The organism is Vibrio sp. R10-SG3-ISO3 (assembly GCF_059834225.1).
Window position 1 is genome coordinate 16,456 of sequence record NZ_JCBDHE010000043.1, and the last position, 13,354, is coordinate 29,809.

Sequence of the window (13,354 nt, forward strand, 5' to 3'; positions counted from 1 at the left end):
TTTTACATTACAAGCAAGCTTGTTTATTATCGGCTCAGTTTTAGAACCCTCTGCAGTAAGAATACTCGTATGCAACTAACTAAGTGGCTTATCGCATTACCACTCGCGATCACAACCCTGACTGGCTGTTCATTATTAGAGAAGCTGGTGTATCGCATTGACATCAACCAGGGCAACTATGTTGAGCAAGAAGCGGTAGAAAAACTTAAATTCGGTATGACCAAAGAGCAAGTACGTTATGTGATGGGCTCACCGATGTTGGTTGAAAATGGCTACCCTGACACTTGGTACTATATTTACCATCACACAAAAGGCCACCATGACTCGATTCAGAAAAACTTAGTGGTCAACTTCAATGGCAATGGTCAGTTGGTTGATGTGACTGGCGACTTCACCGCCAGTGACGATTTTTTTGAAAGTATCAATTAATAAAGTGCCTATTCGTTGAGGCGCTATTCGCGCAAAAACGTAAAACGCTGACAAGATGTCAGCGTTTTTTGATTAGGCCTGTTCTTTCCTAAGCGGGTTCTTTTTGCCCCCTGTCACTGGATCTGCGCTTCCGGCCGCTTTGGCTTGTTCTGCTCGCTTGCGTCGGATCTCTTTCGGGTCCGCTAATAAAGGTCGATAAATTTCGATTCTATCTTTGTCTCGGACAGTCGCATCCAACTTCACATTGCGACTAAACACCCCAACTTTATTTATTGTTAGGTCAATATCGGGATAGCGTTCCAAAACGCCAGATTGCTTGATGATTTCCTCAACCGTCATCGACTTGTTGACCACCAAAGTGTAGACCCGCTGCTCATTGGGTAGCGCATACACCACCTCAACATGGATCATATCAGACTCAATACTCATAGCAGTTATAAACCTGTTTCGCTCTTGCGGTAAAAGCATTGACCATATTGCTCGTCAACTCATTGAAGATTTTACCAAAGGCCATCTCAATCATTTTGCTGGAAAACTCAAACTCTAACTTAAGCTCTACTTTACAGGCTCGCTCATCCAGCGGTGTAAAATACCACCCCCCTTTCAAGGTTTTGAATGGGCCATCGACCAAATTCATGATGATCGCCTCGCCAAAGCGCAACGTGTTTGAGGTAGTAAATGTCTTGCTGATACCCGCTTTAGACACATCGACCGACGCTACCATGGCATCCTGGCTCTCTTCAATCACTCGAGAACCGGAACAGCCTGGAAGAAACTCGGGATAACTCGCCACGTCATTGACCAACTCATACATCTGCTCTGCGCTAAAAGATACCAGCGCTGAGCGACTGACTTGCTTCATATTGACTCCTTACGACTAAGCTTGGGCATCAAGCTGGCGATAATTTTACTTTTATTTGCACTCAGCGCAAACAAAGGGATTTGCTAAGCACTCAACCCTCTTTATAATGACCGTATTATGGCAAAGAAAAACTCAAAACAAAAAGCGGGTAGCAATACCATCGCGCTCAATAAAAAGGCTCGCCACGAATACTTCATCGAAGATGAGATCGAAGCAGGTCTAGAGCTACAAGGGTGGGAAGTGAAAGCCCTTCGCCAAGGTAAAGCCAATATTTCAGAAAGTTACGTATTTATGCGTAACGGTGAAGCCTTTGTGAGTGGAATGACGATCACTCCTCTAAATCAGGCATCGACACACGTAGTGGCGAACCCTACTCGTGTGCGAAAACTACTTATGAGCCGTCGAGAGCTCGACAACTTAACCGGACGCATCAACCGTGAAGGCATGACGCTTATCGCCTTGTCTCTCTACTGGTCTAAATCTTGGGTCAAAATGAAAATCGGCGTAGCAAAAGGTAAAAAGCTACACGACAAACGTGATGACATCAAAGCTCGCGACTGGCAGCGTCAAAAAGCTCGAGTAATGAAAAGCGCGCTGCGCTAATCTTAACCACTTAAACGCATAGTGCTAGACAGGCATCACTAATCTGGTACTATGCACCAACAACCTTGGGGCTGATTCAGGATTCGACGGGAATTTTGCAGTCTAAGGTGCATGCCGAGGTGCGGTAGGCCTCGTTAACAAACCGCAAAAAAATAGTCGCAAACGACGAAAACTACGCACTAGCAGCTTAATACCCTGCTGAGAGCTCTCTCGCCCTAGCTTCCGCACGTAAGACGGGGACCAACGAGGGATCAAACCCAAACGCGCTAGCCCGGATTCTCCCACCTGAGAGATGAACGGCGAATTATAATTCAGGTTAGTCATTCATTCGCGTGTCGGTTCGCAGGTGGGTGGCGAAATTAAAGATCGACTAAGCATGTAGTACCAAAGATGAATGATTTTCGGACGCGGGTTCAACTCCCGCCAGCTCCACCAAACGTTTGGAAAGGCGGTAAGTTATTGACTTACCGCCTTTTTTTGTTTTTATTTTTCGTTCGTGTACCACTTGTACTAAAAGTTGGTACTAAACATACACTATCTAAAGATATCCTCGTCTGGTATTTGGCAATTAACTCGCCCCTATCGCAGCTTTCATAGCTAAAAAAATCCATTCTGCTCATCAATAATTTTGACTTACGTTCTATGAGTAATCATTTACTCATAAATAGTCTAACTGCATATTAATGAGTAAAATTTTACTCACAACTTGAAAGTAAACGACTTTACGAGTAAAATTTTACTCATTGATAAGTAGAGGTGTTGTCAATGGAAGAACTAACCATACAAGCTTTTATCAGAGGTGAATGGATAGATATCGGTATCATCTCATTCCCTAAAAGTAGCCGACATAATTTCCGAGTGACTGAACTCAACTACCTCAGCGACTATGCGCTAGAACATCACGATAAAGATGACTTTCACGCTGTTTCACTAAACCACCCTGTCTCATTCTTTTTTAATGACATGGGTAAACCTGGATGGTTAACGTTTCTAGACGATATTATGCCTAGTGGTGCTAGTAGACGATACTGGGTCAAACACCTAGATATTGACGACCTTAGTTCTGATGAACAAGACTATGTTTTGCTCAAGTTTGGCACAATGTCGCCTATTGGTAACTTAAGAGTAAAAGACTCTCTTCCTGAGCGCTACGAAGTAGCAGACAACCTCTACTTCTCTGTTGATGATGTTAAAAATCGAGCTGGTGATTTCCTCGACTATGCACAGCAAAGAGGGGCCGCCGCGGGTGGTGCGACAGGGGCTGGAGGTGAAGCGCCAAAACTGATCCTCCGATGCGGTTTCGATCATGGATCGGGCAGCGAAAAAATATGGATTGATCCATACCAAGATGACAATAGCAACCACGACTTACATTACTTAGTAAAGTACCCTAGAGGCTCAAGAAGCACCATCGACTGTAATATTCTAAGAGCTGAGTTCTACTTCTACCACGAGCTAACAGAAATGGGAGTTGAAACGATCTCCACCGACGGCATGCGCTTGGAGGAAGGATTAAACTACCCTTCCTTGTGGCTTCCTCGATTTGATGTTCAAATTATTGAGCAACAAATCGAGAGGTTTGGCATGGAATCTGTGTATTCCATTTTGAACAAAGGCGCTGGAGTCACGCTTGATCACGAAACAACAATCCGAACTCTCATAGAAAAAATCACTGAAAGCAATATAGTTAAACACCAAGGGTATAGGTTTGATACTCAAGCTTTCGTCATTGAATGGGTGAAGAGAGATCTGCTCAACATATTGTTTGGTAATAGTGATAACCATGGCAGAAACACTTCATTCTTAAAAGGTGATGGAGTCATAAAGCTTGCTCCCGTTTACGACTTCGCACCAATGAAAGCTGATCCTGAAGGCATTCCAAGAACAACAAAATGGAAAGCCCCACTAGAGGTTGGCGGAACTTACGACTTCGTAGGAATAGCGGACACCTTATCTGATCTCGTGCCAAAAGAAGTGTTATTACAAGAGCTAGAGGTTACAGCAAGTAAATGCATTGACTTAAAGCAGAGACTAGCATTACGAGGAGTGCCAGAACAAATCTTAGAGATGCCAGCCGTTGGACTTAATCATATATCAGAAAAGCTCACTAAATGGGGGCTACTATGAATCAGCCAAGCAATAAAGAGTCCGTACAAGATACAGTTGCTCGTCTAAGAGCAAAGCGAAATCAATATCAGCCCAAGACTGGGACGAATGCAACTCATTCGACCAAAGAACGATCGCAACTCAATACTCCGACGAGATCGAAAACCTCAAAAAACGCCAAAGCAGTCAGTGCAGCAGAACGCAAAACAGAGGCAAACAAAATCATCAAACACTTATTGCTTGGAGAGCTAACACAAGGCCAAGCGTTGAAAAGCTTACGCGTTAATATACTGGGACTCAAACAGGATGTGTTCGCAAGACTTGTCGATGTCTCAAGAAAAACAGTCTCAGATATAGAGAATGATCGGGGCAGCTACAACACTGAGATTCTCAACAAGGTGTTCAAACCATTTGGCTTAAAAGTCGGACTGATCCCTACTTCTGTCAGTACGTTAAAATCGCTGATAGATGATAAACAAGCAGACTAAATTAGGCTTATGATGCTCACTGAGCCTCAACGGCTTGTTGGCTTAGCTTATGCTTCATATGACCGAGTACGTAGCGCAGCGTGCCATAGTCGTATTGTTCATTGAACGCTTCAAACAAAGGCTTTAACTTGTTTTCATTGATGCTGTTAAGCGCAGTCGCTTTCTGTTCAATGTCGCTGAGCGCATCAGGGCTAAGTTCCACTAATTGTTCGAGTTGGCACGCCCCGCTCTCAATGGCGGCGCTGAGGTGACTCTGTATCGTGGTCTCGGCCAGTTGACGGTGGGCAGCGACACTCGCAACCGACGCCATCTGGTGAAAGAGCTCAACCGACTGTTGCTCGGTATCGTTCAAGCGGCGCAGCTCAACGGGTTTGTCTTCCATTACGGCTAACAGCGCTTCACCATATTGACTCACTTTGGTATCACCAAACCCTGAAATATGACGAAGCTGATCCAATGTTTGGGGTCGAGCTTTGGCCATGGCTTTCAAACTGACATCTTGACAGATGACATACGCTGGCACGTTTTGCTCTTTCGCTAAGCGAGCACGTACGGCTTTCAAAGCAAGAAATTGATCCGTATCTGAAGGAGACAACGACTCTGCGGCGCTCGATTTCGTCGATTGGTTCGACTTCGCTTTGCGCAGTGCGCGCAACTGGACACTCTGCTCGCCTTTTAAGATGGGACGACATTGCGGCGTGAGCACTAAACGGTTGTACTCACCTTCCACCCGTAGGTAATTCATCGCGATGAGTTGACGAAAGACGCCTTTCCATTGATTGGCATTGAGCTCGGTGCCAATCCCAAAGGTAGACACCTTGTCGTGACCAAATCGTTCAATGCGATCGTCGCGCTTGCCTAACAAGACATTGATAAGATATGTGACACCAAAACGCTGCTCACATCGGTATACCGTCGACAACGCCTTTTGAGCCGCCTCTGTGCCATCCCAAGTGGTTGGCGGCGTCAGGCAGTTGTCGCAGTGGCCACACGGCTCCTTCATCTGCTCATCAAAGTAAGCGAGAAGGGTTTGCCTGCGGCACGTCACCAACTCACAGTAACCAAGCAGGGCATTCAGTTTTTGAATTTGCACTTGTTTATAGGCGTCACCACCGTCTGAGTTTTCTACCATCTGGCGCTGCATCACCATATCTTGCATCCCGTAGGCCATCCAAGCATTGGCGGGTTCGCCATCTCGGCCCGCGCGACCCGTCTCTTGATAGTAGGACTCCAAGCTTTTCGGTAAACTCAAGTGAGCGACAAAACGCACGTCGGGTTTATCGATGCCCATACCAAACGCAATGGTCGCGACGATGATCACTCCTTCCTCACGCAGAAAACGTTGTTGATGCTCATTGCGCTTTTCAACCGACATTCCGGCATGATACGCCAATGCGGTTCGACCTTTGCTCGCTAACCACTCTGCTGTCTCTTCCACTTTTTTACGCGATAGACAGTAGACGACGCCCGCATCGTTCGCGTGATGCGCAGAGATGAATGACCACAAGTCATTCTTTGCATTGCTTGGCTCACTGACGTAGTAGCAAATATTGGGGCGATCAAAACTGTGGACAAACACTTGGGCCGATTGAAGCGCTAGCTGACTGATGATCTCTTGCTGCGTACGCTTATCAGCCGTTGCGGTAAGTGCAATGCGCGGCACGTTCGGAAAGCGTTGATGTAAAACAGAAAGCTGTTGATATTCTGGTCGGAAATCATGTCCCCATTGGCTCACACAGTGTGCCTCATCAATCGCAAAGAGCGATACGCGGCACTCGGAGAGCAAGTCGAGGGTTTGCGGCATCATCAAACGCTCTGGGGCGATGTAGAGAAGCTGAATCTCTTCACGTCGAATCTGATCTTCAACTTCACGCTGTTCATAGCGATCTAATGTGGAGTTGAGGTAGGCAGCGGCCACACCGACTTGCGCTAATGCATCAACCTGATCCTTCATCAAGGCAATCAACGGCGACACAACCACCCCCACGCCTTCTCGCACAATGGCTGGGATTTGGTAGCAGAGCGACTTTCCCCCGCCCGTCGGCATCAAGGTGAGCACATCACCGCCTTCAACCAACGTCTCGATGATCGATTGTTGCTGATGACGAAAATGATCGTAACCAAATACAGAATTGAGTACCTCTAACGGGGTCGGGCGATGCACGGCGAATATCCAAAGTTTGAAAGACAGTACCACTATCCTACCTCAATAGGCGCATCAATTCAGAGGAGATAACTGAGGTGTCTGCGGGCAACATCACCGCTTTCCATACTTACGTGCAGCCGTTTCATTCACTTACTTGACTCAGCAAATATGATCCAGCTCTCCCAATGCAGGTTAATCTTGTCGTACAATATGAAGTGAAACGTGATTTTAAAAAACTTCACTCCCTCTTTTATAGTTAGGTTCCCTTGTGACACATCTCGACTGGTTCGTACTTGCGCTCTATTTCGTTTTCTTACTGATCGTGACCAACGCGTTCAAACGCCACGCTTCCAATGCCGACGGCTTTATTAAAGGCAATGGCGCAATGACGTGGTGGATGGCGGGCGCCACCGCCTTCATGACGCAGTTTTCGGCATGGACATTTACTGGCGCGGCAGCCAAAGCGTTTGAAGATGGTCTCAGCATCATGTTTGTCTTTTGGGGCAATGCGTTAGGCTTTTTTGTTTCAGCGCTCTTTTTTGCGTCGCGTTACCGCCGCTTAAGGGTTGCTACGGCGATGGATGTGGTACGTCTGCGTTTTGACAAGTTGTCTGAGCAAGTCTTCACTTGGTCGAGTTTTCCCATCACACTGATTGGCGCAGCGATTTGGCTTAATGGATTGGGCGCCTTTTTGTCGGCCACCTTTGGCATTAGTATCGACATCACTATCGTCTCTATTTCTCTGCTGGTCACCTTTATTGCCCTCACCGGAGGGGTTTGGACGGTCTCTGCGACCAATGTGATCCAACTGGTGCTGTTGGTCACTATCACCATGGTCGTTGGGGCCACTGCGGCCAAGCACGTCGTGAGCCTACCGGTTGAATCTTTGTCAAACACCGTCATGGGCGAGAGCATGCACACCTGGCAGATTTTCATTGCTTGGGTGGCCATCATGCTGCTGAAACAAACCCTAACCACGAATAATGCCCTCAGCAGCTATCGATTCCTCACCACCAGCAATGAGAAAGAAGCATCACGCTCGGCGTTGCTGGCTGGCGCGCTGTTTCTCGTCGCACCGCTGCTTTGGTTTGCCCCGCCTTGGTTTGTTGCTTCACTCAATATTGATTTGGGCTTGAGCTACCCAGAGCTCGGAGGTGGAGCCAACAACGCCGCCTACCTTTACTATATCGAACACTACATGCCACAAGGGCTATTAGGGCTGGTGATGGTGGCGATGTTAGCGGCGACCGTGTCTCCGATGACCACTGCGCTCAATCGCAACGCCGGCATTGTGGTCAACAATGTCTATCTTTCCCTAATCAATCCGCACGCGAACAGCGAACAACAGATGCGTCTGGGTAAAATCGCCACAGTCCTGACCGGTCTGTTGGCTTGCGGCGTAGCGCTGTTGTTTGCTCGTATCGAAGACTACAGCCTGTTCGACATCATGATGATCTTCTCTGCTTTGCTGCACATGCCGATGTCGATTCCCTCGCTATTGGCCATACTCAACTTACGTACGCCACCTTGGTCTGGCTGGGCAACGGTTCTGGTCGGCATTCTGGTTTCCGCTTGGATGCATTTTGTGTTCGATGTTCATTGGCTTGAGCCTTTCATCGGCCCGCTCAATCATAGAGAAAGCGTTGATATGATGGTGGTGTGCAGTCTCTTGGCACATGTTATTGTCACTGGTGGTTTTTTCCTTTCTACCGCTTTGATGACCAAACGCCCCTATTTCAATCACACCGTGAGTGAGCGAATCCACACTCCGATTTCCACGCAAGAACAAACGCCGATTGATCACGCCAACGGCATTTTTATGGGGAAAGCAATGACGGCGCTGGGCATCATCGTGGCGCTGTTTGCTGTCACCACTGACAACTTTGCCGACGGCACGATTTTCGTCGCGATCGGTGGAGCGATATTGGTATGCGGTTTTGCCTTGATGTCGATGTCTCTGCGTTTGCGAAAACTCGATTCAGCTCACGCTGCTGAGTGTTAATTACTGGCGCTCTCCATTTAAGCAATCACGTGCTTATCTCACGGTGTAGAGTTCGGCTGCACCTTTTTTGGGGTTGTGGGTTGTGGGTTGTGGGTTGTGGGTTGTGGGTTGTGGGTTGTGGCAAGATTTGATGGAAACCTTACACAGAATCAAGCACTTCGCAAAACGAGGTTCGCCTAGCAATGTAAAAAGGAAAATAAGCATCGCAAATTTGAAAAAGATAGCTAAAATGTGCGTTTGCTTTGATTTGGTCAGAGCAAACATGCCTATGTAACCGTCCGTTTTTCTGAGGAAGTGACATTGAAAACGCTACATCTTTCCGCACAAAACCAAAACGATATCGAACAAGCGAAGTCGCTTCTTGCTTCTGGCGAGTTGGTGGCTATTCCGACCGAAACCGTTTATGGACTCGCGGCAGATGCCACCAACCCAGAGGCGGTAAAGAAGATTTTCGCGGCGAAAGGCAGACCGGCAAATCACCCGTTAATCGTACACATTGGCCAAGTGCAGCAGTTATCCGATTGGGCGACGGAGATCCCAGAGGAAGCGTACACCATTGCTAATGTCTTTTGGCCTGGTCCGGTTACCCTGCTACTAAAGAAATCGCCACAAGCTAATTCTGTTGTCACGGGCGGTCTAGAGACCATTGGCGTTCGCATGCCGGCACACGACGTGTTTAACGAGCTGCTCTCTAGCGGGCTGGCCGTTGCCGCCCCATCCGCTAACCCTTATAAGAAACTGAGTCCAACCTCAGCGTCGCACGTACTCAAATCGCTAGGCGGTTATATCGCTGCGGTGCTTGATGGCGGAGATTGTGCTCATGGCCTTGAGTCAACGATTGTCGATCTCACGCAACGTCCATTTCGAATCCTTCGCGCAGGTCCCATTAGCGCGGCGCAATTGTCACACACATTAGGTGAAGAAGTGTGTTCGCCTCAAGCGCATAATGTCGCCGTCCCGGGTAACGTGACCAGCCATTATCAACCTAACACCTCAGTGAAGTTGGTCGACATTGATCATCTACCGGAAGTAAAGGGAGAGGTGGCTTTGCTGCACTACTCACCGTTACCTACGGATTTGAATGTTCGCGCAATGAAAATGGCGGATAACGTGGCTCAGTACGCACACGATCTGTACCGCGCGCTTGATGATGCTGACCAATGGCACTGCGATGAGATTTGGGTAGAAACGCCACCTCGCGGTGACGAGTGGGTCGCGGTGCACGACCGCCTTGGCCGTGCACAATCCAAGCTGTAATCAGTACAGGCTGCGCTAGCGGGTCATTTTTTTACAAACACCACCACAAACAGGGCCATGGTGAAACTGCCTAAAAAGGCCTCAAGCGCAGCAATAAACCTCGCAACACCAACCGGTGAGATGTCACCGTAACCGAGCGTGGTAAAGGTCACCACACTGAAATAGAGTGAGTTAAAAAACTCCAACAGATAAAAACGCCAGCCCGTCACCCCTTCGTAAATCGGATGCGCCCCTGTGGTATCAAGAAAGAAATAGGCCATCGCGCACACCATGATCAAAAAGATCGAAAATAGCACCACGCGCACGGGGTCTTCGCCATAGCCGCAAAACAGATCAACCGCTTTGGATATACACCGTTTGGTACTGAATTTGGGTAACTGATAGCGACGAAAACGCATCTCACGTTTAAAGAAGTCTCCCGCCATCTCAAACAGTCCTTGTTTTTCGCACTGTTTACGAATGTTACGACACACCTCTTCCGCCTCCTGATAGAGACTGGCGGTGAGCGTTCTATCGTGCTTTTTCTTTGCTTGCCTGGCATCGAGTTCTTGTTTTAGGAAGCGTCCCCACTCGACATTTTCTAGCTTGGCACGCCCAAGATCTGCGCCCAATAAATTGCATTTATCCAATTTCGCACAGTGCAGATTGGCGCCGAGCATCTTGGCTTTCATCAAAGAAGAGCCGCGAAGATCTAAGCCGAAAAAATGCGCATCGGTGAGGTCTGCTCGATAAAAATCGGCCTCACGACAAAGATACCCGTCTTTACTGCCTCGATTGACCAAGTCTACATCCGTCAAATCGGTTTTCGCTAACTGAAAGCCATCCAGTGGCTTGCCCTCTGCGGCCCATTGCTCCACTTGCTGTTTGATGTCGTCGTTACTTTTATCGATGTTCGGATCATGCCAATAGCACAGTCCTGACTCACCACTAATTTGATCGCAGCACCAACCATCTGGATTACGATAGCTGCATAACTGCTCATTCGAATTCATACATGCCGCTCCCTCACTCTGCCAACAAAGGGCTATCCCGTTGACTTTTTAAGTGTAGAGCCAATAAGACGCAGCGCCTGATTAATTAGCGATGGTGACCGTCACCGTGGTTTACTCACCCACATCGCACTGCGCTCTTAACCACTGTTTGAAGACCCGCGTGTGTGCGTTGTCCACATGGGTCAACACAAAGTACCCCGCGCCAGCAGGGATGGGCTCATAAGGTGCGACTAACCTTTGCATTGAGATTTCATCGCCCAGCAATGCCATACGAGCCAAAGCAACACCCACGTTCGCCTCTGCTGCCGACATCGCCATATCGGTGCGATTGAAAAAGTGACCACGTTGGCAGTCAAAATCCATCCCTTGCTGCTTAGACCAATAGCGCCACTCATGATCTCTAACGGCCCCTTGCCAAAGCATCGCATCATGCAGCAACGTCACCCGCGACCACACCTCATTGGACGAATGCGACGAAAAATGCTGCTGATAGTAATGGGGGCTCATCACAGGGAGCAGTGACTCCGCCATTAACAGTTCAGCGCGATCATCTTTGTAGGGGATCGGACCATAGTCGATCGCAATATCAAAGTCCTTATGCTGGCTATCCACCAATGCGCCCTCGGCAAAGGTGTGAACCTGAATCGTCGGGTGTAAACGATAAAAGCTCTCTAAACGAGGGACGAGCCATTTAAACGCGAAAGAGGGAGTTAGCTTCAGACGAATCTGCGCTGCTTCGCCGGAGGATCTCACTTGCGCGGTCACGTCTTCAATGGCTAACAGATGCGGCGTTACCCCCTCGATCAGTTTTTTCCCCTGCTCGGTTAAGCGAATCCCGCGCGGATGACGTTCAAAAACACTAAAACCCAAATGTTGTTCAATGGACTTTACCTGCTGACTGATGGCTCCCGGCGTGAGGTTTAGACGACTTGCTGCTTGGCTTATCGTCGGGTACTGCGCGACTTGGCACAGTAAATGAACACCTTGAAATAACATCTGGGTCATGAGCGCGCTTTTAGTTTTTCTAAATGATGTGTTTAATTTTTATCGATTGTTACGTAAATGTAAATCGCAGATTCTTAGCCAAAATACCAATGAGGAGAATGATGTGAAGGTTGTGGTGATGGGCAGTGGAGTCATCGGACTCACGAGCGCTTGGATGCTCAATCAAGCAGGATGTGATGTGACGGTTATCGATCGTCAATCTCGCGCAGGCGAAGAAACCAGTTTTGCCAACGCAGGGCAAATCTCTTATGGCTACTCTTCTCCTTGGGCCGCTCCCGGCATTCCGCTCAAGGCCATCAAATGGTTATTCGAGCAACATGCGCCGCTAAAGATCAAACCTATGGTGAGCCGCGAGCTATTCATTTGGATGACGCAAATGCTGCGTAACTGCCAGCTAGAGCGCTATCGAGTGAACAAAGCCCGCATGTTGATGATAGCAACTCGCAGCCAGAAGAGCTTAAAAAAGCTCAACCAAACGCACAAGCTCGATTATCAAGGACGCCAAAAAGGCACACTGCAACTGTTTCGTCATACTCAGCAATTGCAAGCGGTAGAAAAGGACATGGCGCTGCTTGCCGAGGCAGGCACTCGCTTTGAACTGCTCGATGCTAATCAGTGCCTTAACCAAGAGCCCGGTTTGGCTCATATGCAGGGTGAGCTGGTCGGCGGCCTCTATTTACCGGACGATGAAACCGGTGACTGCCACCTTTTTTGCCAAGAGCTCCAGCGTCTGTGTGAAGAAGCTGGCGTGCAGTTTCATTTCAATACCCGTATTCAACGTCTAACTGCGTCTCAGCAACGTGTCTGCGCCATTCACACCGATGCCGGTGATTTCACCGCCGATACCTTCGTTGTCGCAATGGGCAGTTACAGCAAGGCATTGTTAGAGCCAATAGGGCTAACCCTCCCGATATACCCCGTCAAAGGCTATTCGCTTACCTTACCTGTCAGCGATGATCAGTATGCCCCCTCTTCCACCATTATGGACGAGACCTACAAAGTCGCCCTAACGCGCTTTGATGACAGAATACGCGTGGCGGGTATGGCTGAATTGGCTGGCTTTGACGGTAAGCTAACGGCCAAACGCCTGGCGACGCTCAATCATGTCGTCAGCAACCTATTCCCTCGCGGTGCCTCTTTTGAGCATGCACAATATTGGAGTGGGTTTCGCCCAATGACGCCCGATGGCACGCCGATCATTGGCCCAACACCACTGAGTAACCTCTTCACTAATACTGGTCACGGTACGCTAGGATGGACGATGGCGTGTGGCTCCGCCGAAATATTAACCGACCTTGTCACCGGAGATCGTCATCAATACCCGCAACTGAGCATGAGCCGCTACGGCAAATAGTAGCATTCACTAAATCAACCGGCATTATCAGCATATTTAACAAATAGAATTTGCACTTTTCCATAAAACGCATCGACCACCAGATGCGTTTTACCATTCTCAGTTTTGGC

The 13,354-nt window shown here is 48.4% G+C and carries 12 protein-coding genes and 1 other RNA gene; 8 read left to right on the forward strand and 5 right to left on the reverse strand.

The window, feature by feature from the left end; genetic code table 11:
- The first annotated feature begins 69 nt into the window (after nt 1–69).
- A complete protein-coding gene (gene bamE, locus AC6R1A_RS11950) occupies nt 70–429 on the forward strand; it encodes an outer membrane protein assembly factor BamE (protein WP_334551279.1) in 360 nt (119 codons plus the stop codon).
- Between the two features lie 72 nt (nt 430–501).
- Here the strand turns inward: bamE and AC6R1A_RS11955 are convergent, their stop codons facing one another.
- Both AC6R1A_RS11955 and AC6R1A_RS11960 read right to left on the reverse strand, forming a co-directional pair.
- Complete coding sequence (locus tag AC6R1A_RS11955; RefSeq protein WP_500633766.1) at nt 502–858, reverse strand: RnfH family protein; 357 nt, start codon at nt 856–858, stop codon at nt 502–504.
- On the reverse strand, nt 848–1,291 hold the full coding sequence (locus AC6R1A_RS11960) for an SRPBCC family protein (protein ID WP_500629248.1): 444 nt from the start codon (nt 1,289–1,291) through the stop codon (nt 848–850). The genes AC6R1A_RS11955 and AC6R1A_RS11960 overlap by 11 nt, the downstream gene beginning before the upstream one ends.
- Before the next feature lie 117 nt (nt 1,292–1,408).
- Between AC6R1A_RS11960 and smpB the strand changes: the two genes are divergently transcribed.
- The 4 genes from smpB to AC6R1A_RS11980 all read left to right on the forward strand — a co-directional run bounded on the left by smpB (nt 1,409) and on the right by AC6R1A_RS11980 (nt 4,488).
- Complete coding sequence (smpB, locus tag AC6R1A_RS11965; RefSeq protein ID WP_500633765.1) at nt 1,409–1,894, forward strand: SsrA-binding protein SmpB; 486 nt, start codon at nt 1,409–1,411, stop codon at nt 1,892–1,894.
- A gap of 67 nt (nt 1,895–1,961) precedes the next feature.
- Nucleotides 1,962–2,329: a transfer-messenger RNA gene (gene ssrA, locus AC6R1A_RS11970) on the forward strand.
- A 330-nt stretch (nt 2,330–2,659) separates the two neighbouring features.
- Nucleotides 2,660–4,021, forward strand: coding sequence for a type II toxin-antitoxin system HipA family toxin (locus AC6R1A_RS11975; RefSeq protein ID WP_500633764.1), 1,362 nt, complete (start codon nt 2,660–2,662; stop codon nt 4,019–4,021).
- Entirely contained in the window at nt 4,006–4,488 is a 483-nt protein-coding gene (locus AC6R1A_RS11980; protein ID WP_500633763.1) for a helix-turn-helix transcriptional regulator, read from the forward strand. The genes AC6R1A_RS11975 and AC6R1A_RS11980 overlap by 16 nt, the downstream gene beginning before the upstream one ends.
- Nucleotides 4,489–4,504: 16 nt before the next feature.
- Here AC6R1A_RS11980 and recQ read toward each other — a convergent pair whose 3' ends face one another.
- Nucleotides 4,505–6,685 (reverse strand): DNA helicase RecQ, encoded by a 2,181-nt coding sequence (gene recQ / locus AC6R1A_RS11985; RefSeq protein ID WP_500633762.1) that lies wholly within the window; start codon nt 6,683–6,685, stop codon nt 4,505–4,507.
- 217 nt (nt 6,686–6,902) lie between these two features.
- Here recQ and AC6R1A_RS11990 point away from each other — a divergent pair, with 217 nt between their 5' ends.
- Entirely contained in the window at nt 6,903–8,636 is a 1,734-nt protein-coding gene (locus AC6R1A_RS11990; RefSeq protein WP_500633761.1) for a sodium:solute symporter family transporter, read from the forward strand.
- A gap of 300 nt (nt 8,637–8,936) precedes the next feature.
- On the forward strand, nt 8,937–9,893 hold the full coding sequence (locus tag AC6R1A_RS11995; protein WP_500633760.1) for an L-threonylcarbamoyladenylate synthase: 957 nt from the start codon (nt 8,937–8,939) through the stop codon (nt 9,891–9,893).
- Nucleotides 9,894–9,916: 23 nt separating this feature from the next.
- On the opposite strand, the gene AC6R1A_RS12000 is transcribed toward AC6R1A_RS11995, so the two are convergent.
- Both AC6R1A_RS12000 and AC6R1A_RS12005 read right to left on the reverse strand, forming a co-directional pair.
- Nucleotides 9,917–10,885: an ion channel gene (locus AC6R1A_RS12000; RefSeq protein WP_500633759.1), complete on the reverse strand. Its 969-nt coding sequence runs from the start codon at nt 10,883–10,885 to the stop codon at nt 9,917–9,919.
- A 111-nt stretch (nt 10,886–10,996) separates the two neighbouring features.
- On the reverse strand, nt 10,997–11,890 hold the full coding sequence (locus tag AC6R1A_RS12005) for a LysR substrate-binding domain-containing protein (RefSeq protein WP_500631494.1): 894 nt from the start codon (nt 11,888–11,890) through the stop codon (nt 10,997–10,999).
- Nucleotides 11,891–11,993: 103 nt separating this feature from the next.
- Between AC6R1A_RS12005 and AC6R1A_RS12010 the strand changes: the two genes are divergently transcribed.
- Nucleotides 11,994–13,244 carry a D-amino acid dehydrogenase gene (locus AC6R1A_RS12010; RefSeq protein ID WP_500633758.1) on the forward strand — a complete coding sequence of 417 codons (1,251 nt, stop codon included), beginning with the start codon at nt 11,994–11,996 and terminating at the stop codon, nt 13,242–13,244.
- The last annotated feature ends 110 nt before the right edge of the window (nt 13,245–13,354 follow it).

Excerpts from the sequence above, each read along its gene's own strand:
- AC6R1A_RS11955 (WP_500633766.1), bottom strand. The coding sequence starts at position 858 with ATGAGTATTGAGTCTGATATGATCCATGTTGAGGTGGTGTATGCGCTA.
- AC6R1A_RS11960 (WP_500629248.1), bottom strand. The coding sequence starts at position 1,291 with ATGAAGCAAGTCAGTCGCTCAGCGCTGGTATCTTTTAGCGCAGAGCAG.
- bamE (WP_334551279.1), top strand. The coding sequence starts at position 70 with ATGCAACTAACTAAGTGGCTTATCGCATTACCACTCGCGATCACAACC.
- AC6R1A_RS12005 (WP_500631494.1), bottom strand. The coding sequence starts at position 11,890 with ATGACCCAGATGTTATTTCAAGGTGTTCATTTACTGTGCCAAGTCGCG.
- smpB (WP_500633765.1), top strand. The coding sequence starts at position 1,409 with ATGGCAAAGAAAAACTCAAAACAAAAAGCGGGTAGCAATACCATCGCG.
- AC6R1A_RS11980 (WP_500633763.1), top strand. The coding sequence starts at position 4,006 with ATGGGGGCTACTATGAATCAGCCAAGCAATAAAGAGTCCGTACAAGAT.
- AC6R1A_RS12000 (WP_500633759.1), bottom strand. The coding sequence starts at position 10,885 with ATGAATTCGAATGAGCAGTTATGCAGCTATCGTAATCCAGATGGTTGG.
- AC6R1A_RS11975 (WP_500633764.1), top strand. The coding sequence starts at position 2,660 with ATGGAAGAACTAACCATACAAGCTTTTATCAGAGGTGAATGGATAGAT.